18 protein-coding genes and 1 pseudogene are annotated in these 21,945 nt (G+C 59.8%); 13 read left to right on the forward strand and 6 right to left on the reverse strand.

What is annotated here, in order from left to right:
* Nucleotides 1-139: 139 nt before the first annotated feature.
* On the reverse strand, nt 140-1,357 hold the full coding sequence (gene argJ / locus BLQ41_RS28595) for a bifunctional glutamate N-acetyltransferase/amino-acid acetyltransferase ArgJ (RefSeq protein WP_090187464.1): 1,218 nt from the start codon (nt 1,355-1,357) through the stop codon (nt 140-142).
* Between the two features lie 122 nt (nt 1,358-1,479).
* The gene (gene secA / locus BLQ41_RS28600) at nt 1,480-4,218 is read right to left on the reverse strand and encodes a preprotein translocase subunit SecA (RefSeq protein WP_090187467.1); all 2,739 of its coding nucleotides are present in this window, start codon (nt 4,216-4,218) and stop codon (nt 1,480-1,482) included.
* 307 nt (nt 4,219-4,525) lie between these two features.
* Between secA and BLQ41_RS28605 the strand changes: the two genes are divergently transcribed.
* Entirely contained in the window at nt 4,526-4,981 is a 456-nt protein-coding gene (locus tag BLQ41_RS28605) for a DUF721 domain-containing protein (RefSeq protein ID WP_090187471.1), read from the forward strand.
* Between the two features lie 38 nt (nt 4,982-5,019).
* Here the strand turns inward: BLQ41_RS28605 and BLQ41_RS28610 are convergent, their stop codons facing one another.
* Nucleotides 5,020-6,507, reverse strand: coding sequence for a helicase HerA-like domain-containing protein (locus BLQ41_RS28610; protein WP_090188895.1), 1,488 nt, complete (start codon nt 6,505-6,507; stop codon nt 5,020-5,022).
* Nucleotides 6,508-6,694: 187 nt separating this feature from the next.
* Between BLQ41_RS28610 and BLQ41_RS31520 the strand changes: the two are divergent.
* From BLQ41_RS31520 to BLQ41_RS28630, 5 genes and pseudogenes are all read left to right on the forward strand, one after another.
* Nucleotides 6,695-7,726: pseudogene (locus BLQ41_RS31520) on the forward strand (HAMP domain-containing protein); the annotation flags it as partial.
* A gap of 93 nt (nt 7,727-7,819) precedes the next feature.
* Nucleotides 7,820-8,584, forward strand: coding sequence for a methyl-accepting chemotaxis protein (locus tag BLQ41_RS31525; protein WP_405046053.1), 765 nt, complete (start codon nt 7,820-7,822; stop codon nt 8,582-8,584).
* Nucleotides 8,585-8,802: 218 nt separating this feature from the next.
* Complete coding sequence (locus BLQ41_RS28620; protein WP_090187477.1) at nt 8,803-9,924, forward strand: glycosyltransferase family 4 protein; 1,122 nt, start codon at nt 8,803-8,805, stop codon at nt 9,922-9,924.
* Entirely contained in the window at nt 9,917-10,693 is a 777-nt protein-coding gene (locus BLQ41_RS28625) for a DUF2334 domain-containing protein (protein ID WP_090187481.1), read from the forward strand. The genes BLQ41_RS28620 and BLQ41_RS28625 overlap by 8 nt, the downstream gene beginning before the upstream one ends.
* Nucleotides 10,690-11,685: a lysylphosphatidylglycerol synthase transmembrane domain-containing protein gene (locus BLQ41_RS28630; protein WP_090187484.1), complete on the forward strand. Its 996-nt coding sequence runs from the start codon at nt 10,690-10,692 to the stop codon at nt 11,683-11,685. The genes BLQ41_RS28625 and BLQ41_RS28630 overlap by 4 nt, the downstream gene beginning before the upstream one ends.
* Here the strand turns inward: BLQ41_RS28630 and BLQ41_RS30760 are convergent.
* Both BLQ41_RS30760 and purU read right to left on the reverse strand, forming a co-directional pair.
* Nucleotides 11,672-11,848 carry a hypothetical protein gene (locus BLQ41_RS30760; protein WP_167360512.1) on the reverse strand — a complete coding sequence of 59 codons (177 nt, stop codon included), beginning with the start codon at nt 11,846-11,848 and terminating at the stop codon, nt 11,672-11,674. The two genes, BLQ41_RS28630 and BLQ41_RS30760, sit on opposite strands and share 14 nt — an antisense overlap.
* Before the next feature lie 86 nt (nt 11,849-11,934).
* A complete protein-coding gene (gene purU, locus BLQ41_RS28635; protein ID WP_090187487.1) occupies nt 11,935-12,783 on the reverse strand; it encodes a formyltetrahydrofolate deformylase in 849 nt (282 codons plus the stop codon).
* Between the two features lie 338 nt (nt 12,784-13,121).
* Between purU and mvaT the strand changes: the two genes are divergently transcribed.
* The gene (mvaT, locus tag BLQ41_RS28640) at nt 13,122-13,499 is read left to right on the forward strand and encodes a histone-like nucleoid-structuring protein MvaT (protein WP_007933316.1); all 378 of its coding nucleotides are present in this window, start codon (nt 13,122-13,124) and stop codon (nt 13,497-13,499) included.
* A gap of 99 nt (nt 13,500-13,598) precedes the next feature.
* On the opposite strand, the gene sbcB is transcribed toward mvaT, so the two are convergent.
* Entirely contained in the window at nt 13,599-15,029 is a 1,431-nt protein-coding gene (gene sbcB, locus BLQ41_RS28645; protein ID WP_090187490.1) for an exodeoxyribonuclease I, read from the reverse strand.
* A gap of 182 nt (nt 15,030-15,211) precedes the next feature.
* On the opposite strand from sbcB, the gene BLQ41_RS28650 reads away from it, so the two are divergent.
* Genes BLQ41_RS28650 through BLQ41_RS28675 form a run of 6 tightly spaced genes read left to right on the forward strand, consistent with a single transcriptional unit; the run spans nt 15,212 to nt 21,928 of the window.
* On the forward strand, nt 15,212-15,937 hold the full coding sequence (locus BLQ41_RS28650; protein WP_090187493.1) for an RDD family protein: 726 nt from the start codon (nt 15,212-15,214) through the stop codon (nt 15,935-15,937).
* A complete protein-coding gene (locus BLQ41_RS28655; RefSeq protein ID WP_090187496.1) occupies nt 15,934-16,911 on the forward strand; it encodes a stage II sporulation protein M in 978 nt (325 codons plus the stop codon). The genes BLQ41_RS28650 and BLQ41_RS28655 overlap by 4 nt, the downstream gene beginning before the upstream one ends.
* Nucleotides 16,898-18,442 (forward strand): DUF4129 domain-containing protein, encoded by a 1,545-nt coding sequence (locus tag BLQ41_RS28660; protein WP_090187500.1) that lies wholly within the window; start codon nt 16,898-16,900, stop codon nt 18,440-18,442. Before BLQ41_RS28655 ends, BLQ41_RS28660 begins: the two co-directional genes overlap by 14 nt.
* A complete protein-coding gene (locus tag BLQ41_RS28665; protein ID WP_090187503.1) occupies nt 18,439-19,602 on the forward strand; it encodes a DUF4350 domain-containing protein in 1,164 nt (387 codons plus the stop codon). Before BLQ41_RS28660 ends, BLQ41_RS28665 begins: the two co-directional genes overlap by 4 nt.
* Nucleotides 19,599-20,600, forward strand: coding sequence for an AAA family ATPase (locus BLQ41_RS28670; protein ID WP_090187506.1), 1,002 nt, complete (start codon nt 19,599-19,601; stop codon nt 20,598-20,600). The genes BLQ41_RS28665 and BLQ41_RS28670 overlap by 4 nt, the downstream gene beginning before the upstream one ends.
* Nucleotides 20,597-21,928 (forward strand): DUF58 domain-containing protein, encoded by a 1,332-nt coding sequence (locus tag BLQ41_RS28675; RefSeq protein ID WP_090187509.1) that lies wholly within the window; start codon nt 20,597-20,599, stop codon nt 21,926-21,928. The genes BLQ41_RS28670 and BLQ41_RS28675 overlap by 4 nt, the downstream gene beginning before the upstream one ends.
* The last annotated feature ends 17 nt before the right edge of the window (nt 21,929-21,945 follow it).

A 21,945-nucleotide genomic window follows, 5' to 3' on the forward strand; every position in this document is an offset into this window, starting at 1 on the left:
TTGTGGTGACTGGCAGTCCGTCATCGCGGGCAAGCCCGCTCCCACATTTGATCCCGCCGAACACAAATGCTGTATTCACTGGAGATCTCCTGTGGGAGCGAGCCTGCTCGCGATGGCAGCGACTCGGTCTAACGAATAATCAAGTACGGTACTCGGCGTTGATCTTCACGTATTCGTGGGACAGGTCGGTGGTCCAGATGGTTTCGCTGCAATCGCCGCGACCCAACTCGATCCGGATGGTGATTTCTTCCTGCTGCATCACCGCCGCGCCCTGGGCTTCGGTGTAGGTCGCGGCACGGGCGCCACGGCTGGCGATGCACACTTCGCCGAGGAACACGTCGATCTTGCTCACGTCCAGATTCGGCACGCCGGCACGACCGACAGCGGCCAGAATGCGGCCCCAGTTCGGGTCGGAAGCAAACAGTGCGGTCTTGATCAGCGGCGAGTGGGCCACGGTGTAAGCAACGTCCAGGCACTCTTGATGATTGCCGCCGCCGTTGACTTCAACGGTGACGAACTTGGTCGCGCCTTCGCCGTCGCGAACGATGGCCTGGGCCACGTCCATGCACACTTCAAACACAGCCTGCTTGAGCTTGGCGAACAACTCACCGTTGGACGAAGTGATTTCCGGCAGCGCCGCCTGACCGGTGGCGATCAGCATGCAGCAATCGTTGGTCGACGTGTCGCCGTCGATGGTGATGCGGTTGAATGACTTGTTGGCGCCATCCAGCAACAGGTTCTGCAGCACATCGCGGGAGACTTTGGCGTCAGTGGCGATGTAGCCGAGCATGGTCGCCATGTTCGGGCGAATCATGCCCGCGCCTTTGCTGATACCGGTGACGGTGATGGTCACGCCGTCATGCTGGAACTGACGGCTCGCGCCTTTTGGCAACGTGTCAGTGGTCATGATGCCGGTGGCGGCTGCTTCCCAGTTGTTGACCGACAGATCATCCAGGGCTGCCTGCAGGGCGCCTTCGATTTTCTCTACCGGCAGCGGCTCGCCGATGACACCGGTGGAGTACGGCAGCACCAGACTTGCATCGACGCCAGTCAGTTCAGCCAGTTTGGCGCACGTACGCTCGGCGGCAGCCAGGCCTGGCTCGCCAGTACCTGCGTTGGCATTGCCGGTGTTGGTCAGCAGGTAACGCACCGGGCCTTGCACGCGCTGCTTGGCCAGAATCACCGGAGCGGCACAAAAGGCGTTCAGGGTGAACACGCCCGCGACCGTGGAACCCTCGGCGCAGCGCATGACCACGACATCCTTGCGCCCAGGGCGCTTGATGCCGGCCGAGGCAATACCGAGTTCAAAACCGGCAACCGGGTGCAACGTTGGCAAAGGACCAAGACCAACAGCCATGAATGCGCTCCTTAATAAATGATGTCAGCACCGCTTTCAGGAAGAACGGTGGTTTAAATGGCAAAACGCCGCGACGGCTAATGCCGGTCGCGGCGCGGGTATTTCAGCGATTGAAACGGGTTTTACTGGATCTGCCCGTGGCAATGCTTGAATTTCTTGCCCGAACCGCAGTAGCACAGTTCGTTACGGCCCAGCTTCTGTTCGTTGCGGACAGGGGCGGTGGCAAGGGCTACATCAATCTCTTCACCGACCAGTTCCGGTTGCATTTCCAGGCCAGGAGCTTCGGCGTGTTCGAACTGCATGCGGGCGGCCAGTGCTTCGGCTTCCTGACGCAGGCGTTGCTCTTCGGCTTCCGGATCTTCGCGGCGAACCTGAACGTGCGACAGCACACGGATCGAGTCGCGCTTGATCGAATCCAGCAACTCGGAGAACAGCGTGTACGACTCGCGCTTGTACTCTTGCTTCGGGTTCTTCTGCGCATAACCACGCAAGTGGATGCCGTGACGCAGGTGATCCATGGTCGACAGGTGGTCTTTCCACAAGTCATCCAGCACACGCAGAACGATTTGTTTCTCGAAGGTGCGCAGCGCTTCGGCGCTCGCCTGCTCTTCTTTCTCGTTGTACGCCGCCAGCAGCTCGGTCATGAGCTTCTCGCGCAGGGTTTCTTCGTACAGGTGATCGTCTTCGTCGAGCCATTTCTGGATCGGCAGCGCCACACCGAAGTCGCTCTGCAACGCAGCTTCCAGACCGGCCACGTCCCACTGCTCAGGCAGCGATTGCGGTGGAATGTGTGCGCTGACGGTAGCGTTGAGCACGTCCTGACGGAAGTCAGCGATGGTTTCACCGATGTTGTCGGCGGCCAGCAACGTGTTACGCATGTGATAGATCACTTTACGCTGTTCGTTGTTGACGTCATCGAACTCGAGCAATTGCTTGCGGATATCGAAGTTACGGCCTTCAACCTTGCGCTGCGCCTTCTCGATGGCGTTGGTCACCATGCGGTGCTCGATCGCTTCACCGGACTGCATGCCCAACGCTTTCATGAAGTTCTTCACCCGGTCAGAGGCGAAGATGCGCATCAGGCTGTCTTCCAGCGACAGGTAGAAACGGCTGGAACCGGCGTCACCCTGACGACCGGCACGACCACGCAGCTGGTTGTCGATACGGCGCGATTCGTGACGCTCGGAAGCGATCACCTGCAAGCCGCCCGACTCCAGTACTTGCTGGTGACGTTTCTGCCAATCGGCCTTGATCTGGGCAATCTGCTCAGGGGTCGGGTCTTCAAGCGACGCAACTTCAACTTCCCAGTTACCGCCCAACAGGATGTCGGTACCACGACCGGCCATGTTGGTTGCGATGGTCAATGCGCCCGGACGACCGGCCTGAGCAATGATCTCGGCTTCTTTTTCGTGGAACTTGGCGTTCAGGACCTTGTGTTCGATGCCTTCTTTCTGCAGCAGCGCAGACATGTGCTCGGACGTTTCGATGGTTGCAGTACCCACCAGCACCGGACGGCCCAGGGTCATGCATTCCTTGATGTCATTGATGATCGCCGCGTATTTCTCTTCGGCGGTCAGGAACACCAGGTCGTTGTAGTCTTTACGCGCCAGCGGCTTGTTCGGCGGGATAACCATCACCGACAGACCGTAGATCTGGTGGAATTCGAACGCTTCGGTGTCAGCGGTACCGGTCATGCCGGACAGCTTGTTGTACAGACGGAAGTAGTTCTGGAACGTGGTCGACGCCAGGGTCTGGCTTTCGGCCTGGATGTTCAGGTTTTCCTTCGCCTCGATCGCCTGGTGCAGGCCTTCGGACAGACGGCGACCCGGCATGGTACGACCGGTATGTTCGTCGACCAGGACAACCTGACCGTCCTGCACGATGTATTCGATGTTGCGATGGAACAGCTTGTGCGCACGCAGACCGGCATAAACGTGGGTCAGCAGGCCCAGGTTGTGCGCCGAGTACAGGCTCTCGCCCTCGGCCAGCAGACCGATACGGGTGAGCATTTCTTCGACGTACTGGTGACCGGCTTCGTTGAGTTCGACCTGGCGGGTCTTCTCGTCGACGGTGTAATGGCCGGCCTTGGTGACGACGCCTTCCACTTCTTCGACGTGCAATTCCAGCTGCGGGATCAGTTTGTTGATCTCGATGTACAGCTTGGAGCTGTCCTCGGCCTGACCGGAAATGATCAGCGGGGTACGGGCTTCGTCGATGAGGATGGAGTCGACTTCGTCGATCACGGCAAAATTGAGTTCGCGCTGGAATTTTTCTTCCATGCTGAACGCCATGTTGTCGCGCAGGTAGTCAAACCCGAATTCGTTGTTGGTGCCGTAGGTGATATCGGCGGCGTAAGCCAGACGTTTCTCTTCCGGCGGCTGGAATGGCGTAACCACGCCGACCGTCATGCCGAGGAATTCGTAGAGCGGACGCATCCAGTTGGCGTCGCGTCGGGCCAGGTAGTCGTTCACCGTCACAACGTGCACGCCTTTGCCGGACAGCGCGTTGAGGTAAACACCCAGTGTTGCCACCAGGGTCTTGCCTTCACCGGTACGCATTTCCGCGATCATGCCTTCATGCAAGGTCATGCCGCCGATCAGCTGGACATCGAAGTGACGCATACCCATGACACGCTTACCGGCTTCGCGGGCGACCGCAAAGGCTTCTGGCAGCAGCTTGTCGAGGGTTTCCCCTTTGGCGATGCGGGCCTTGAACTCATCTGTCTTGGCACGCAATTGATCGTCCGAAAGGGCTACCATTTGCTCTTCGAAGGCATTGACGAGTTGCACCGTCTTGAGCATGCGTTTGACTTCACGCTCGTTCTTGCTTCCAAAAAGTTTCTTTAACAAAGGCGCAAACATATCGGCAGGATCTTCCACACTAAAGGGATGGAGGGCGGCCCCGTGAGTCGCCCGTGCAGCCCTCATGGCCGCATGCGAACGAGCATTCTACCCGGAAACGATGGTGAGGAAAGTGGCGTTGTTCCACGATGCATGCACTGCGCTATGACGGGGCTCACTTAAAATAAGGGCTTTTTGCGCAACTTCAAGCCATTCAAGGCAGAAGTTACTTGTTGATTTAATGGGTAAAGCGCGCGCAAAGCAATGGGTCGGGTGCATGCAGCGCTTTCTGCTACCATGGCGGCTCTGTTACTTCAGGTGTCTGATCATGGCATTTCGCCCTCTTACGGCCAGAGCACCCGCCGTTCTGCTTCGCGAAGCCAAACCGCTGAAAGCCATCTTCGGCCACGCTCAACGCCTGGGTCATTTACAACGTCTGCTCGAAAGCCAATTGCAGCCTGCCGCCCGCGAGCACTGCCATGTGGCGTCGTGGCGCGAAGGCAGTTTATTGCTGATCGTCACCGACGGCCATTGGGCGACCCGCCTGCGCTACCAGCAAAAACGTCTGCAACGGCAGCTACAGATGTTTGATGAGTTCGCCAGCCTGACGCGGATTTTGTTCAAGGTGCAGCCGCCGACCGTTCAGCAAGGCGCGGCAGGCCATACCATAAGCTTGTCGACCGATGCCGGCGCGACCATTCAGGCCACGGCCGACGGGATCAGCGATCCGAATCTGCGGGCGGCACTGGAACGACTGGCGGCGCACGCCAAACCCAAGGACTGATCCTGATCGTTCCCACGCTCTGCGTGGGAACGATCTGTTTAGCGGCGTTTGCTGCCTCCGAGCAGCGAACCCATCAAACCGCGTACCAGCTGTCGGCCCAATTGATTGGCCGCCTGGCGCATCGCCGATTTCAGCGCTTGCCCCGCCGCCGTCCCGAGGAATTCCCCGGCCTTATCGGTAAAACTAGGTTCCTCTGGCGCAGGTTTGCCCGGCACGGCCTCGGGCTCCGGCGCCAGTCCTTTGCGGCCCATCAATATTTCATACGCCGACTCCCGATCAATCGGCTTGTCATACCGCCCCTTGAACGGTGACCCGGCGATCAGCATCGTGCGCTCGGTTTCAGTCAACGGCCCGATCCGCGATTGCGGCGGCGCAACCAATACACGCTGGACCATCTCCGGCGTGCCCTTGTCCTGCAACGTGCCGACCAGCGCCTCGCCGATTCCCAGCTCAGTCAGCACCGACAAGGCGTCAAACGCAGGATTCGGCCGGAAGCCATCGGCCACCGCCCGCAAGGACTTCTGTTCTTTGGCCGTGAAGGCGCGCAGACCATGCTGGATACGCAGGCCGAGTTGGGCCAGCACGTCGTCCGGCAAATCGCCCGGCGATTGAGTGACGAAATACACGCCCACTCCTTTGGAGCGAATCAGCCGCACCACTTGTTCCAGACGATCCTGCAATGCCTTGGGCGTGCCCGCGAATAATAAATGGGCTTCGTCGAAAAACAGCGCCAGCAGGGGTTTATCCGCGTCGCCGCGTTCGGGCAGTTGCTCGAACAGTTCAGCCAGCAACCACAGCAGGAACGTCGCATACACCTTCGGCGCCTCGTGAACCAGACGACTGGCATCCAGCAGGTGAATGCGCCCGCGCCCGTCGACCGTTGGTTGCAGAATGTCTTCCAGTTGCAGTGCCGGTTCGCCGAACAGCGCTTCGGCGCCCTGTTGTTCCAGCGTCGCCAGACGCCGCAACAGCGCCTGGCTGGAACCGGTGGTCATCAACGCCGCATCGTCCCCCAGCAATTCGGGGTGGTCGCGCAGGTGATTGAGCAGCGCCTTCAAATCCTTGAGGTCGAGCAGCAACAGCCCTTCGCGGTCCGCGACCTTGAAGGCCGCGTACAACGCCGACTGCTGGCTGTCGGTCAGTTCCAGCAGACTGCCGATCAGCAGCGGGCCCATTTCGCTCAAGGTCGTGCGCAATGGATGACCGGACTGACCATGAATGTCCCACAGAGTGACCGGATAGGCCGCCGGCTTATGGTTCAGCCACGGCATCCCGGCGATTCGCTCGGCGATTTTGCCTTGAGGGTTGCCGGCAGCCCCCAGGCCACACAGGTCGCCCTTGATATCTGCGGCAAACACTGCCACGCCCGCATCGCTGAAGGCTTCGGCGAGGCGTTGCAACGTGACGGTTTTACCGGTCCCGGTCGCCCCCGCGATCAGACCGTGACGATTGGTCAGGCGCATGGCCTGGGCGACAGGCTGGCCGGCAAGGTCGGCGCCGATAACGAGTTGCGATGAGTCAGGCATTTTGTCACCCATGGTTAATCTTTGATCCTGCACGGCCGATACAAATAGTTGTGAGACCCATGCGAAACAAGCGTCGGTAATTCCCTAAGGAGAGGACGGAAATATCAGCTTTTTCAACATTGCCCAGTTTGCGTGTTTTTATAAAAGCACGCTCAGGACATAAAGACCTTAGCGGAACCCCCAAGCCATGAACAAAAACCTGCGCTTCAGCCACAAAATCTTGCTTGCCGCCGCCCTCATCGTTATTGCCGCCTTTGCCTCATTCACCCTCTACAACGACTATTTACAACGCAATGCAATCCGAAGGGATCTGGACAACTATCTACAAGAGATGGGTGGTGTCACCGCCAACAACATTCAAACCTGGCTGGCCGGTCGCAGCCTGCTGATCGAAAACATGGCGCAAACCGTTGCGCTGAACCCCGAAACGGGCAACGTCGCCAAGCTGCTTGAACAAAAGGCCGTGACGTCGACCTTCATGGGCGCCTACCTGGGTAACAAGGATGGTTCGTTCATCATCCGCCCGGACAGCAAGATGCCCGACGGCTATGACCCGCGCGCCCGCCCTTGGTACAAGAGTGCCCAGAGCGCCAGCGGTTCTGCCCTGACCGAACCGTATATCGATCTGGCGTCCGGCCAGTTGGTGATTTCCATCGTTAACAGCGTCCTCAAGGATGGCCAGAACATTGGTGTGGTCGGTGGCGACCTGAGCCTGCAAGTGATCGCCGACAGCCTCAACGCCCTGGACTTCGACGGCATGGGCTATGCGTTCCTCGTCAGCGCCGACGGTAAGATCCTTGTCCATCCAGACAAAGCGCTGGTGATGAAGACCTTGAAGGAGGCCTACCCGCAAGACACCCCGACAATCGGCAGTCAACCGAGCGAAATCGAGGTCGACGGCAAAACCCGCATCGTGACCTTCACCCCGATCAAGGGGCTGTCCTCGGTCAACTGGTACATCGGCCTTTCCGTGGACAAGGGCAAAGCCTTCTCCATGCTCAGCGAGTTCCGCACCTCGGCCATTATCGCGACGGTCATTGCCGTGGCCATTATTCTCGCCTTGCTCGGCATGCTGATCCGCATCCTGATTCAGCCATTGCACGTCATGACCCGAGCCATGGAAGACATCGCCGACGGTGAAGGCGATTTGACCAAGCGCCTGACCATACAGAGCAACGATGAATTCGGCGTTCTCGGAACCGCGTTCAACCGTTTTGTAGAGCGTATTCACAGCTCGATTCGCGAAGTGTCCTCGGCCACCGGCCAGGTCAACGAAGTCGCGCTGCGCGTGGTGGCTGCGTCGAACTCGTCGATGTTCAACTCCGACCAGCAAGCTTCGCGCACCAGCAGTGTTGCCGCCGCCATCAACGAACTGGGCGCTGCGGCGCAGGAAATCGCCCGCAACGCCGCCCAGGCTTCCAGCCAGGCCAGCGATGCCCGCAGCCTGGCCGAAGACGGCCAGCAAGTGGTGGATCGCAGCATCAAAGCGATGAATCAGCTGTCGAGCATGCTCAGTGCTTCAAGCACCAACATCGAATCGCTGAACAGCAAGACCGTGAACATCGGGCAGATTCTCGAAGTGATCACCAGCATCTCCCAGCAAACCAACCTGCTGGCGCTCAACGCCGCCATTGAAGCGGCCCGTGCCGGTGAGGCAGGACGCGGTTTTGCGGTAGTGGCGGATGAAGTGCGCAACCTCGCCCACCGCACGCAGGAGTCGGCCCAACAGGTGCAAACCATGATCGAGGAGCTGCAAGTCGGCGCCCGGGAATCGGTTAGCACCATGAGCGACAGCCAGCGCCACAGCCAGGACAGCGTGGAAATCGCCAACCTGGCGGGCGAGCGCTTGAATAGCGTGACTCAGCGCATTGGCGAGATCGACGGGATGAACCAGTCGGTGGCCACTGCAACTGAAGAACAGACCGCTGTAGTGGAGTCGATCAACGTCGACATCACCGAGATCAACACGCTGAACCAGGAAGGCGTAGAAAACCTGCAGGCGACCTTGCGGGCGTGTTCGGACCTGGAGCAGCAGGCGGCGCGTCTTAAGCAGTTGGTAGGCAGTTTCCGAATTTAAGGCGCTCTCACCGGCCTCATCGCGGGCAAGCCCGCTCCCACACGGATCTTTGTCGCACTGGAGATCAAATGTGGGAGCGAGCTTGCTCCGGGCGGCGTTCCGACGATAGCGGTCTGAAACACACCGCAAAAAACCTCGCCGATCCCCGCGCCACAAAACCCCAAACGAACATCTATCCTTCATTAAGGTCAATCAAGGGAGAACAACGGACCGGAGGGATGCTCATTGTGCATATCGCGGACATAACCATGTTCTACGCCCCGGCCAGCGGCGGCGTGCGCACGTATCTGGATGCCAAGCACCGGCGCCTGAGCATCAAGCCAGGCATTCGCCACAGTCTGCTGATCCCGGGCGCTCATTTGAGTGAACAGGATGGCGTTTACAAGGTTCCGGCCCCTGCCCTGCCTTTCGGCAAGGGTTATCGCTTCCCCCTCCGCCTGGCCCCATGGCGAAATGTCCTGCAAGTCTTGCAGCCCGATCTGATCGAAGTTGGCGATCCGTACCTCACCGCGTGGGCTGCGCTGGATGCCCGTCGGCAACTGGACGTGCCGGTAATCGGCTTCTACCACTCGGACCTGCCGTTACTGGCCAGAAATCGAATGGGCAATTGGGTGACCCCCAATGTCGAAGCCTACGTCAGCAAACTGTATGGCAACTTTGATCGGGTCCTGGCACCGAGCCAGGTCATGGCCGACAAGTTGATCGGCCTGGGCGTGAAGAATGTGTTCGTACAGCCGTTGGGCGTCGACCTGCAGACCTTTAATCCCGGCGCCAGGGACCCCGGCCTGCGTGCCGAACTGGGCATCGATGAAAACACCCATCTGCTGATCTTCGCCGGCCGTGGCTCAAAGGAAAAAAACCTGCCGGTCCTGCTGGCTTGCATGAAGCGTCTGGGGCCTCGTTATCACCTGCTCCTGGTCGGCTCCTCGATGCCCGCCGTGGTGCCGGACAACGTGACCGTCGTCGACGAGTTCTGCCCGGCCACGCAAGTCGCACGCTTGATGGCCAGCGCCGATGCGCTGCTGCATGCCGGCGATCAGGAAACGTTCGGCCTGGTGATTCTCGAAGCCATGGCCAGCGGCATTCCGGTCATAGCGGTCGCCGCCGGGGCCTTTCGGGAAATCGTTACGGAGTCTTGCGGCTTGCTGTGCACGCCCAACAATCCCATGGCGATGGCCAACGCTGTGCGTGAACTGTTCAGCATGGGCAGCGCCGCGCTAGGCAAAAGCGCCCGCAGTCATGTCGAACAGCACTATGCCTGGGACACCGTGGTCAACAGTCTGCTGGGCCACTATCACGCAGTTCTCGGCAGCCAATGGCCGCTGACCGCCAATGGTTGAATCCATGAACCCGCCCAGCCTGTTACTCGTGCTGCACGATGTTGCGCCGCAAACCTGGACCGATTACCAACCTTTTGTCGAAGCCGTCGATGCCTTGGGCGAGGTGCCGATGACCTGGCTTGTGGTGCCCGACTTTCACAGGCACAACGATCTCGACGCCCATCCAGACTTCAGGCGTTTGCTCACCCGTCGAGTCGCCCGAGGTGACGAACTGGCGTTGCACGGTTACTTTCATTGCGACGAAGGCCCATCCCCCCACAATCCCAGAGACTGGTTCATGCGCAGGATCTACACCCACGAAGGCGAGTTTTACAGCTTGTCGCAAGCCGCCGCTCTCGCCCGTCTGCGTGCTGGAATCGAGGTATTCCATCGCTATCAGTGGCCGCTGGAGGGCTTTGTTGCCCCGGCGTGGCTGATGAGCGACGGCACTCGTCAGGCGCTGCGCCAGTTACCGCTCAAGTACACCAGCGATCCCCAGCACCTCTATCGCCTGCCGGACTTCACTGCCATCGATGCCCCCGGCCTGGTCTGGAGTGCGCGCAGCGCCTGGCGTCGAGGCTTGTCAAAAGTTCTCAGCGACCAACGCGCACAGCACTGGCGGCAAGCTCCAGTGATTCGACTCGGCGTGCATCCGGTGGACATGCGCCACGGGTTTTCACGCAATTATTGGCTGCAGACCCTCAAGCGCCTGCTGGATGAGGGGCGTGTGCCAATGACCAAGGCCCAATGGCTCTCGTTGCAAAGTGACCGTATCGGTCGCGTCGCATGAGTCGCGGGATTCTGCTGTTTCTCGCCCTGCTTGCCGCGGTGCTGATTCCATTGCTGCTCGGCGGCAATCAGACATGGTCGCGGCTGCAAAACTTTCCGCTGAATGAATTGCTGATCATGTTCGGCATGATCTTTCTGTGCTGGGGAGTCAACACTCTGCGCTTGCGCCTGTTGCTGGGCGATCAATGCGACAAGGTCGGAAAGGTCAAAAGCCTGGGCGTGGTTATGGCGGCGGAGTTTGCCTATTGCGCCACCCCCGGTGGCAGCGGCGGACCGCTGACCATCATGGCGTTGCTGGCGCGTAACGGCGTGCGGCCGGCAAGGGGTAGCGCCGTGTTCGCCATGGACCAACTGAGCGATCTGCTGTTTTTCCTCTGCGCATTGAGCGCGATTCTGATTTACGCGCTGTTCCAGCACCTCAGCGAACGCCTGGAGTGGCTGCTGACCGTCAGCGCCATCTCGATGTTCGGCGGACTGATCACTTGCCTGGTGGTCGCCCGCTACCATCGACGACTGATTCGTCTGAGCGGCCGGTTGCTCGCCCGCCTGAATGTCAAAGGCACCACACGCCTGCGCTGGGCGCGAAAACTCCTGCACTTCCTGGCGGCGTTCACTGACACATTGAAGTTGCCGTGGCAGACACTGATCAAGGTGTTTGCGCTCACCTGCGTGCATTGGCTCCTGCGTTACAGCGTGTTGTATCTGGCGCTGCGCGGCCTCGGCGCGGATTTGCAGTGGGCCTGGTGCTTTCTGATCCAGATGCTGTCGCTGAGTGCCGGGCAATTCAGCCTGCTGCCGGGCGGTGCCGGCGCGGCGGAATTAACGTCGGCGGCGCTGCTGGCGCCGATGGTGGGCAAATCCACCGCGGCGGCGGCCATTCTGATCTGGCGTGCGGTGACCTATTACTTTTACCTGGTGGTGGGTGGCCCGGTGTTTTTGCTGATGCTGGGCCGACCGCTGCTGAAGAAGTTGATGAGTCTCAAGCAGGCTTAGGCGTGTCCTCGGCTTCTTGCTGCAATTGCTCCCACAACTCGGCGGCACCGGGAAACTCCGTGCCGTCTTCGGAGCTCATGTCATCCGGGTCGTAACGACTCAAACAACCTTCTCCCACTGTGGCGGGGGCCTTTGAAGTGGCTTTGTCGAGTGGATCGGCCATGGTCATGTCCTCAATGCAGAAACGGCGAAGGGCCTGAAGCGATTGAACGCCCAGGCCCTTCGAATTTCAACCGTATTGTGTAGCGATCAGAAGACCACGGTTTTGTTGCCGTGAACCAACACCCGGTCTTCCAGGTGATAACGCAGACCGCGCGCCAGTACCATTTTCTCGACGTCACGGCCGAAACGCACCATGTCTTCGATGCTGTCACTGTGGCTGACACGTACCACGTCCTGCTCGATGATCGGACCGGCGTCCAGCTCTTCGGTCACGTAGTGGCACGTCGCGCCGATCAACTTCACGCCACGCATGGAAGCCTGGTGATACGGCTTGGCCCCAACGAACGACGGCAGGAAGCTGTGGTGAATATTGATGACCTGGTGGGCATATTCACGGCACAACTCAGGCGGCAGGATTTGCATGTAACGGGCAAGTACCACCACTTCAGCGTCATGCTGTTTAACCAGGCGCGAGACTTCGGCGAAGGCCGGTTCTTTGTCCTGCGGATTGACCGGTACATGGTAATAAGGAATGCCGTGCCACTCGACCATGCTTCGCAAGTCGTCGTGGTTGGAAATGACGCAGGAGATCTCGCAGTCCAGTTCATCGCTGTGCCAGCGGTGCAGCAAGTCGGCCAGGCAGTGGGACTCACGGCTGGCCATCAACACCACACGCTTCTTCTGCGCGGTATCGGTGATGCGCCAGTTCATCGAGAACTCTTGGGCAATCGGTGCAAACGCTTCGCGAAAGGCTACGATACCGAAAGGCAACGAATCGGCACGAATCTCGTGACGCATGAAGAACCAGCCACTCAGATTGTCAGAGTGATGGCTCGCTTCCGTGATCCAGCCGTTATGTGACGCCAGAAAGTTACTGACTTTAGCAACGATGCCGACGCGGTCCGGGCAAGCAATCACCAGCCGAAAAGTGCGCATGAGGGTAAAACTCCAGAACTTCGCAAAGGCGGCTATTCTAGCGATTGCGCAGCAAAACTGCAGTATTGATGACACGTTCGCGCACGCAGGCCAGCGGAGTAGGTTCAATCAGCACCTCGCCTGCCCGCGCGATGGTGTTCTTGCACGCACTCTTCAAGAGCACAATTGTGAATATCTGTGATGACTGCATCACACTTTCAACTGCACCTGAAACTCGCGTCCTAATCCCAGCAACTAATTTAAGTAAAACACCGGTTAAATGTTTACTTGATGAAACACCCTGACTATTATTGCGGCACTGTCACCTGCCATCCAGCGCTAAACATAAGGTAGTCCCCATGTCCTTGATCAACGAATACCGCGCCACCGAAGAAGCTATCAAAGAGCTGCAAGCCCGTTTGAAGAATCTGTCCCAAGACGACAAACTGCAAACCGAGCTGGAATTCGAAGGCAAACTGCGCACCCTGATGGGCGAATACTCCAAGTCCCTGCGTGACATCATCGCGCTGTTGGATCCAGAATCCAAAACCAAAGCTCCACGCGGTGGCGCAGTAAAAACTACTGGCACCAAACGCGCCCGTAAAGTTAAGCAATACAAAAACCCGCACAACGGCGAAGTCATCGAAACCAAAGGTGGCAACCACAAGACTCTGAAAGAGTGGAAAGCCAAGTGGGGCGGTGACGTGGTGGAAGGCTGGGCTACTCTGCTGGGCTAAGCCGCAGAGTTTGTCAAAGACTTATCCGCGACAAAAAATAACGCCAGCAGATGCTGGCGTTTTTTTATGCCTGCAATTCAGGCTGCGGTATTTTCGTTTTCAAAGATTTAAACGTTTGCGTATTCCCTGGACATAATTCTGCCATTCATTGAGCACCTCCCGCTGAAACGATGTAGCGGTAATTGCCAATTGGGCAGCAGCCTCCATGAAAGTTTGCAGCGTATTTGGCGCCCCCCACTCTGGATCTGACAAACGTTGCTGACAGAATATTCGCCAGCGCTCTTGCTCCTCGAAATTCAACGTATCAGGGAAGTTACGTGCGCGATAACGAAACAATAATTCAGGCAAACGTTCGTCATCGAAAGGCCATTGCTCTTGTGATAATTGGACAGGGTCGGCCGCTCGGACTTGCTCGCATAGACGCCGATCCCGATCACCGATAAAACCATCGTATAACTGTTGTTCGGGGTCCTGGCTCTGAGTGAAGTCTTCGCCGGCATAAACCGCCAGTACCTTATCCCGCCAAACCTGTTGTGCGTCACTTAGCCGCAGCACGCGTTCCTGATAAAGCGCCATGTCCAGCCCCAGTCGCTGCTGATCGTCTGGACGCAGCACCGACAACGGCGCCACGACCGGGCACTTGTTGATATGGATGAGCTTGAGCGGCACCGGCAGTTCACCTTCCGCCAGGTCATCGCGACGGGTATACAGCCGCTGGCGCAAGGTGTCGGCATCCAGATCGAGCAAACCCTGGGGATCGAGGTGCAGGTCACAGACAATCAATGCGTTTTTGTTGCGCGGATGCCAGGCCAAAGGCAACACCACACCGACGTAACTTCGCGCGGCCGAGAAACGCCCGGAGATATGCACCATCGGCTGCAACAGGCGAATCTGGTCCATGACCTTTTGTTTGCCGCGCAACTGAAACAGCCAGTCATACAACTTCGGCTGCTTTTCACGAATCAGGCGCGCCAACGCGATGGTGGCGCGAACGTCCGATAACGCCTCGTGGGCACTGCCGTGGTCAATGCCATTGGCTGCGGTCAGCCGTTCGAGCTTGAGCGTGACCCGCCCTTCCTCATCGGTTGGCCAGACGATGCCGTCGGGACGCAACGCATACGCCGCCCTCACCACGTCGATCAGGTCCCAGCGACTGTTACCGCCCTGCCACTCACGGGCATACGGATCGAAAAAATTTCGATACAGGCTGTAACGCGTCATCTCGTCGTCGAAGCGCAGCGTGTTGTACCCCGCTCCGCACGTCCCCGGTGCAGCGAGCTGGGCATGCACCCGGGTCATGAAGTCGGCTTCGCGCAAACCCTGTTCGGCCAACTGGCCTGGGGTAATGCCAGTGATCGCGCAGGCGGCCGGATGCGGCAGGATGTCTTCACTGGGCTGGCAAAAGAGGTTGACCGGTTCGTCTATTTCATTGAGATCGAAGTCGGTGCGAATCCCCGCCACCTGCAGCGGGCGGTCGCATCGCGGATTGATGCCAGTGGTTTCGTAGTCGTACCAGAAGATCGAGGTCACGGGCTGTTCCTGAACTGAAGATCGGCGAAGTCTAGGCGTTCACATCCCGCCCCGGCCAGTAATCTTGTCATTCAATCACCTATGCCTACTCACCGTGCAATACATAGTTATGTCGTTTCCCCCCGAGAGGCTGCTAGCATCGGACGAACATCGAATCCCGAACAGGTCACATAAGGTTGCCCATGCTCGAGACCACAGCACTGCAAAGGAAAGCGACGCTGTCCCCGCCACTGGACACGCGGTATCAAGTCGAAACGCCCGAAGGCATCGACTTGCCACTGCGCCCGGCCGGGTTGATGGTCCGTGCGCTGGCCTTTGCCATCGACCTGGGGCTACGCGGACTGATCCTCGGCGTCCTCTTTATCGTGTTGGCGTTTCTGGGAAAACTCGGCGCAGGGCTTGGCTCGATTCTGTTGTTCGCGGTGAGCTGGTGGTACATGGTGCTGTTCGAGGTGCTCAACCAGGGCCGCTCACCGGGCAAACAATGGATGGGATTGCGCGTGGTGCACGACGACGGCACGCCGGTCGGCTGGTCCGCTTCGCTGCTGCGCAACCTGTTGCGATTCGTTGACCTGTTGCCCTTCGGCTATTTCCTCGGGGCCATCTGCTGCCTGCAACACCCCTCCTTCAAACGACTCGGAGACCTGGCCGCCGGCACGCTGGTGATTTACCGCGAGCAACCGCTTGCCCGTCCGCAATTACCGGATGCGCCTCCCCAGCGCCCGGCCTTTGCGCTGACGCTGACCGAACAGCGCGCCATCCTCGGTTTCGCCGAGCGCCAGGGTGAACTCTCGGCGGCGCGGGTCAATGAACTGGCGTCCATCCTCGCCCAGCCGTTGCAGGTATCAGAGCCACGGGCCGTGGCCGAACTCAATGGCATTGCCCGTGGTTTGTTGGGTCCGGCATGAAGCAAAGTCTTTTCGAAAATCGTCACCAGGCCGAATGGGCGCAGTTTTCGCTGATGCTCGAGCAATTGGAACGGGGCAAGGGAACCACCCGAATCGCAAGTTTCCCCAAAGACTATCGACGCCTTTGCCACCAGTTGGCGCTGGCTCAGGAACGCGGCTACAGCAGTTTCCTGATCGACTCGTTGCAGCAACAGGTGCTGCGCGGGCATCAGCAATTGTATCGGCATCGCAGTCGGCTGGGCGCCAATGTCCTGGGCTTCATCCTGGCCGATTTCCCGCGACTGGTGCGCGAGCAATGGCGCTTCGTGCTCGCCGCCGGCCTGATATTTTTTGGCAGCCTGATCGGCTTCGCGCTGCTGGTGTACCTGTTCCCGGACCTCGTCTACAACCTGATTCCGGCCGAGCAGATCAGTGAGATGCAAAGCATGTACGACCCCGTCGCCGGCCATCTGGGCCGTTCGGCGCAGCGTGCGGCCAGTGAAGACTGGGTGATGTTCGGTTACTACATCATGCACAACATCGGCATCGCCTTTCAGACGTTTGCCAGCGGATTGTTCTTTGGCCTGGGCAGCGTGTTTTTCCTGTTCTTCAATGGGCTGATGATCGGGGCCGTGGCCGGGCATTTGACGCACATCGGCTACGGGCAAACCTTCTGGTCCTTTGTCATCGGGCACGGTGCCTTCGAACTGAGCGCCATTGCCCTGGCCGGTGCCGCCGGCCTGCAACTGGGCTGGGCCTTGATCGCACCGGGACGCCTGCCCCGTGCCGAAGCATTGCGACTGGCGGCGCGCAAAAGCGTGTTACTGATCTGCGGCGTCATGCTGTTTCTACTGATTGCGGCATTTATCGAAGCGTACTGGTCATCAATGACCGCCCCGGCCCCCATGACCAAATACCTGGTCGGCGCGGCGCTATGGGTGATGATGGCGACTTATCTGCTGTTTGCCGGACGGACTCGCCATGCGCCTGAGTGACGCCACGGTCGTGATCCGCCCCCGCTCGACATGGGAAGCCATGGACCTGGGCGTCCTCATGAGCCAGCGCCATCGACGCTTGCTGATGACCAGTTGGGCCATCGTCACCTTGCCGGTCTTCGCTCTGCTCACCTTGTTTCTGTGGGATTCACCGTCCCTCGCGCTGTTCATCTTCTGGTGGCTCAAACCGGCCTTCGAACGACTGCCGCTGTACATCCTGTCGAGCGCAATGTTCGGTGAAACGCCGACCTTGAAACAGGCGCTGCGCCAGTGGCCGCGCCTGCTCAAACCACAATTGCTCGCCAGCCTGACCTGGCGACGCCTAAGCCTGAGCCGCAGTTTTCTGATGCCGGTGGTGCAACTCGAAGGCCTTGGGGGCGAAGCACGCCAACAACGTTTAACCGTGCTGCTGCAGCGCAACGCTGGCGCCGCGCAATGGTTGACGATTATTGGCGTGCATCTGGAAAGTGCGCTGTGGATTGGTTTGCTGGTGCTGTTCTACATGCTCCTGCCACAACAGGTGGAACTGGACTGGGGATGGCAAACCCTGATTACCGCCGCCGTGCAGGAGTGGCGATGGCTGGAGCACCTGACCAATACCTTTTACGTACTGGTGCTGATTGTCTGGGAGCCGGTTTATGTGGCCTGTGGTTTCAGCCTTTACCTGAATCGACGCACCGTGTTGGAAGCCTGGGATATCGAGCTGGTGTTCCGACGACTGCGCCAACGCCTCATGAGCACGGCGGTCACACTGCTGCTGGCCGCCATGCTGATGGTGCCGGCGGCACAAAACGTCTGGGCCGACGAGCCGGCCATTACGCCGGACAGCCCGCGTCTGCTGGAGCAACCGCTGACCAGCCAGGCCTCCAAAGACAGCATCAAAACCCTCCTCGCCCAGCCCCCGTTCAAGAATGAGGAAACGGTCACCCGCTATCGATTTGGCGAAGACGAACCCGCCCGCCACAACCCGAACGACGGCAAGACACCTGGCTGGCTGAAAGCGCTGGCCAGCCTGTTCGACAGCCAGCGTTTCGGTTTTCTCGCCAACTTGATCGAGGTGCTGCTGTGGGGCGCCGTGATCGGGGCCATCGGCTTGCTGATCTGGCGTTACCGCGACTGGTTGCAGGCGTTCGTCAGCCGTCGACCACGGATAAACCGCCGGGTTGCGCGTGCCGTGCCGCAACGCGCTTTCGGCCTGGAGCTGGATCGCGAAACCCTGCCCGCCGACATTGCAGCTAGCGCCGAAAGTCTCTGGCCGGACAACCCGCGCGCCGCCCTCGGATTGCTGTATCGCGCTCTGCTCAGCCACCTGTTGCATGAGCACCACATGGCGCTAAAAGCGGCTGACACCGAAGGCGAAGTGCTCCAGCGCGTCGCACAACTGCACCAACCGGCCTTGCTCGCTTTCAGCAAAACCCTGACCTTGCACTGGCAAAACATGGCCTACGGGCATCGACTGCCACCCGCGCATTTGCAGCAGGAACTGTGTGATGGCTGGCGTGCATTGTTCGGCCCGGGAGCAGCCCGTTGAGCCGGCGTTTGTGGTTCGGTGGCGGCGCGCTCATCGCCCTGCTGCTTGGCGCGCTGAGCCTCTATCTGTATTTCAAGGCCATGCCCTATCAGGTAGAAATCGATCACGGCCCATCCCCCGAAGCCCAGGCAAATCCGTATCTGGCCGCCGAGTATTTCCTGCGCAAACAGGGCTTGACCGTCAGCCACGCCAACAGCCTCGACATCTTGCCGATCCTCGATCCACGTCAACACAGCCTGCTGTTGCTCGGTGATCGCGCAAACATGTCGCCGCGACAGATTGATCAGGTATTGAACTGGACCCGGGCCGGCGGACGACTTTTGTTTGTGGCCCAATCCGTGTGGGATGAAAAGACCGGTCAGAGCAACGACCTGCTGCTCGATCGCGTGCAGTTGCACCAGTTGCTGAGTAAAGACCTCAAGGCGCCACCGCCGGACGTCCTCGACGACCCCTACCCAAAACTGACCAAGCTGTATCTGGAAGATGAAACAGCACCGGCCTACGCCAGCTTCGACACCGCGTTCCATCTCGAAGACCCGAAAAACCTCGCGCAAGCCTGGGCCAACAGTGCCAAGGCCACGCACATGATGCAGCTCAACCACGGCCTCGGCTCGATCACCGTGGTAACCGATGCCGAACTGTGGAAAAACCCGGCCATCGAACAGTACGACAACGCCTGGCTGCTCTGGTACCTGACCGCCGACACGAGCGTGACGCTGCTGTTCAATACCGATCACGACAGCTTGCCGACCTTGTTGTTGCGCAACTTCCCCCAGGCACTGGTGGCGCTCATTGCCCTGATCGGTCTCGCGATCTGGCGCGTCGGGGTCCGTCATGGTCCGCTGCTGGAACCGGCCCCCAAAGCCCGCCGACAACTTCAGGAGCACCTGCGCGCCAGCGCCGATTTCATCCTGCGCCGCAGCGGTCAGCACACCCTGTTGCAAGCCTTGCAGCAAGACATCCTGCGCCGGGTTCGCCGCCGTCATCCCGGCTTTGAACAACTCGGCGTCGCCGAACAATGGCTGGTGCTCGCACGCCTGACCGGCCAACCCACACGCGCCATCAGCCAGGCCATGAGCCCGCGACCGAAGCAGCGGCTGTCCAGCGCTGAATTCAGCCGTCAGGTCGCCCACCTGCAAACCTTGAGGAACACGCTATGAGTCAACAGATCGAGCCTGGCAGCGCGACCCACGCCGCCCAGCAACGCCAGCGCGCCAGTCAGTTGGCCCAAGCGGTCAGAACTGAATTGCGCAAAGCGGTGATCGGCCAGAATACCGTGATCGATGACGTCCTCACCGCGCTGATCGCCGGCGGCCATGTGCTGCTCGAAGGCGTGCCGGGGCTGGGCAAGACATTGCTGGTGCGGGCGCTGGCCCGCTGCTTCGGTGGCGAGTTCGCGCGCATCCAGTTCACCCCCGACCTGATGCCCAGCGACGTCACCGGGCATGCGGTCTACGACCTGAACACCGAGCAGTTCAAGCTGCGCAAAGGCCCGCTGTTCACCAACCTGCTGCTGGCCGACGAAATCAACCGAGCCCCGGCGAAAACCCAGGCCGCGTTGCTCGAAGCCATGCAGGAACGCCAGGTCACCCTCGAAGGCCGCGCCCTGCCCATCGCGCAACCGTTCATGGTCCTGGCCACGCAGAACCCCATCGAACAAGAAGGCACTTACCCGTTACCGGAAGCCGAGCTCGACCGCTTCATGCTCAAGGTCCGCATGGATTACCCCGACACCGAGCAAGAACTGGACATGGTCCGTCAGGTCAGCCGCTCGACCCGCGCCGACATGCTCGACGTGCAACCGCTACGCACCGTGTTGCAAGCCAAGGACGTGCTGGCCTTGCAGCGCATCGCCAGCGATCTGCCGCTGGACGATCAGGTGCTCGATTACGCCGTGCGCCTGGCCCGCACCACCCGCACCTGGCCGGGCTTGACCCTTGGCGCCGGGCCACGGGCGTCCATCGCCCTGGTGCGTTGCGCCCGCGCCCGTGCGCTGCTGCGCGGTGGCGACTTCGTGATTCCCGATGACATCAAAGGCTGCGCCCTCGCGGTGCTGCGCCACCGGGTGCGGATTGCCCCGGAGCTGGACATCGAAGGGCTGGACGTCGATCAGGTGCTCAAGCAACTGCTCGACCAAGTGTCGGCGCCGCGTTTGTGAAACCGTCACGCCTGCTGTTGATCTGGCTCGCGATCCTGCTGGGCATCGGCATCGCGCTTGGCACCTTGCGGGCGCTGGAATTCGACGTGCCTTCCACCCTGCTGTCGATCAACTGGGGACTGCTCCTGGCATTGCTGGCACTGGCCGTTCTCGACGCCGTGCGCCTCAAGCGCCTGCCGTCACCGCGCATCCAGCGACAAATGCCCGGCAGCCTCGCACTGGGTCGATGGAGCGAAGTGCGCCTGGAAGTCGCGCATGACTTTGCCCACTCACTGAACATTCAGATATTCGACCACGTCCCTGACGGCCTGAGCTTCGAACACCTTCCCCTGTCGGCCGAATTGCAACCCGGTCTACAGAGCCAGATCGGCTATCGCCTGCGTCCGCTCAAGCGCGGCCACTTCAGCTTCGAACACTGCGAAATCAACCTGCCAAGCCCCATGGGCCTGTGGTGCGACAAACGCCTGCTCAACCTGCTCGACCACACCCGCGTCTACCCCGACTTCGCCCGCCTCTATGGCGGCGAACTGCTGGCGGTGGACAACTGGCTCAACCAGCTCGGGGTGCGCCAACGACAACGTCGCGGCCTGGGTCTGGAATTCCATCAACTGCGCGAATTCCGCGAAGGCGACAGCCTGCGCCAGATCGACTGGAAAGCCACCGCACGCCAACGCACCCCCATCGCCCGCGAGTACCAGGACGAGCGCGATCAGCAAATCATCTTCATGCTCGATTGCGGCCGGCGCATGCGCAGCCAGGATGGCGAACTCGCCCATTTCGATCACGCACTCAACGCCTGCCTGTTGCTCAGTTACATCGCCCTGCGCCAAGGTGATGCCGTCGGCCTGAGCACCTTCGCCAGCGACCGACCACACTACCTCGCCCCGGTCAAAGGCACGGGCCAGCTCAACGTGTTGCTCAACACCGTCTACGACCTCGACAGCACACAACGCCCCGCCGACTATCAGGCTGCCGCCACACAGCTACTGGCCCGACAAAAACGCCGGGCTCTGGTAGTGCTGGTCACCAACCTGCGGGATGAAGACGATGAAGAATTGCTTACTGCGGTCAAACGCCTAAGCAAACTGCATCGGGTGTTGGTGGCGAGTTTGCGTGAAGATTTGCTCGACAATCTACGGCACACGCCAGTGGAGACTTTGCCGGAGGCGCTGACCTATTGCGGGACGGTGGACTATTTAAATGACCGGGCGCAGCTCCATGAGCGGTTGAAGGCTCATGGAGTGCTGGTGGTGGATGCTCGGCCCCAGGAGCTGGGGGCCGAGTTGGTGACGCGGTATTTGGGGTGGAAGAAGGCTGGGGTCTTCTAACCCTAAAATTAGTCAAG

Origin of the sequence: Pseudomonas arsenicoxydans (assembly GCF_900103875.1) — a bacterium.
GTDB lineage: Bacteria > Pseudomonadota > Gammaproteobacteria > Pseudomonadales > Pseudomonadaceae > Aquipseudomonas > Aquipseudomonas arsenicoxydans.

Bases quoted from the DNA above. Each gene is read 5' to 3' on its own strand.
- BLQ41_RS28620 (WP_090187477.1), top strand. From the start codon at position 8,803: ATGCTCATTGTGCATATCGCGGACATAACCATGTTCTACGCCCCGGCC.
- BLQ41_RS28670 (WP_090187506.1), top strand. From the start codon at position 19,599: ATGAGTCAACAGATCGAGCCTGGCAGCGCGACCCACGCCGCCCAGCAA.
- BLQ41_RS28630 (WP_090187484.1), top strand. From the start codon at position 10,690: ATGAGTCGCGGGATTCTGCTGTTTCTCGCCCTGCTTGCCGCGGTGCTG.
- purU (WP_090187487.1), bottom strand. From the start codon at position 12,783: ATGCGCACTTTTCGGCTGGTGATTGCTTGCCCGGACCGCGTCGGCATC.
- secA (WP_090187467.1), bottom strand. From the start codon at position 4,218: ATGTTTGCGCCTTTGTTAAAGAAACTTTTTGGAAGCAAGAACGAGCGT.
- BLQ41_RS28605 (WP_090187471.1), top strand. From the start codon at position 4,526: ATGGCATTTCGCCCTCTTACGGCCAGAGCACCCGCCGTTCTGCTTCGC.
- BLQ41_RS28610 (WP_090188895.1), bottom strand. From the start codon at position 6,507: ATGCCTGACTCATCGCAACTCGTTATCGGCGCCGACCTTGCCGGCCAG.
- BLQ41_RS28650 (WP_090187493.1), top strand. From the start codon at position 15,212: ATGCTCGAGACCACAGCACTGCAAAGGAAAGCGACGCTGTCCCCGCCA.
- BLQ41_RS28625 (WP_090187481.1), top strand. From the start codon at position 9,917: ATGGTTGAATCCATGAACCCGCCCAGCCTGTTACTCGTGCTGCACGAT.
- BLQ41_RS31525 (WP_405046053.1), top strand. From the start codon at position 7,820: ATGTTCAACTCCGACCAGCAAGCTTCGCGCACCAGCAGTGTTGCCGCC.
- BLQ41_RS28655 (WP_090187496.1), top strand. From the start codon at position 15,934: ATGAAGCAAAGTCTTTTCGAAAATCGTCACCAGGCCGAATGGGCGCAG.
- BLQ41_RS30760 (WP_167360512.1), bottom strand. From the start codon at position 11,848: ATGGCCGATCCACTCGACAAAGCCACTTCAAAGGCCCCCGCCACAGTG.
- argJ (WP_090187464.1), bottom strand. From the start codon at position 1,357: ATGGCTGTTGGTCTTGGTCCTTTGCCAACGTTGCACCCGGTTGCCGGT.
- mvaT (WP_007933316.1), top strand. From the start codon at position 13,122: ATGTCCTTGATCAACGAATACCGCGCCACCGAAGAAGCTATCAAAGAG.
- BLQ41_RS28660 (WP_090187500.1), top strand. From the start codon at position 16,898: ATGCGCCTGAGTGACGCCACGGTCGTGATCCGCCCCCGCTCGACATGG.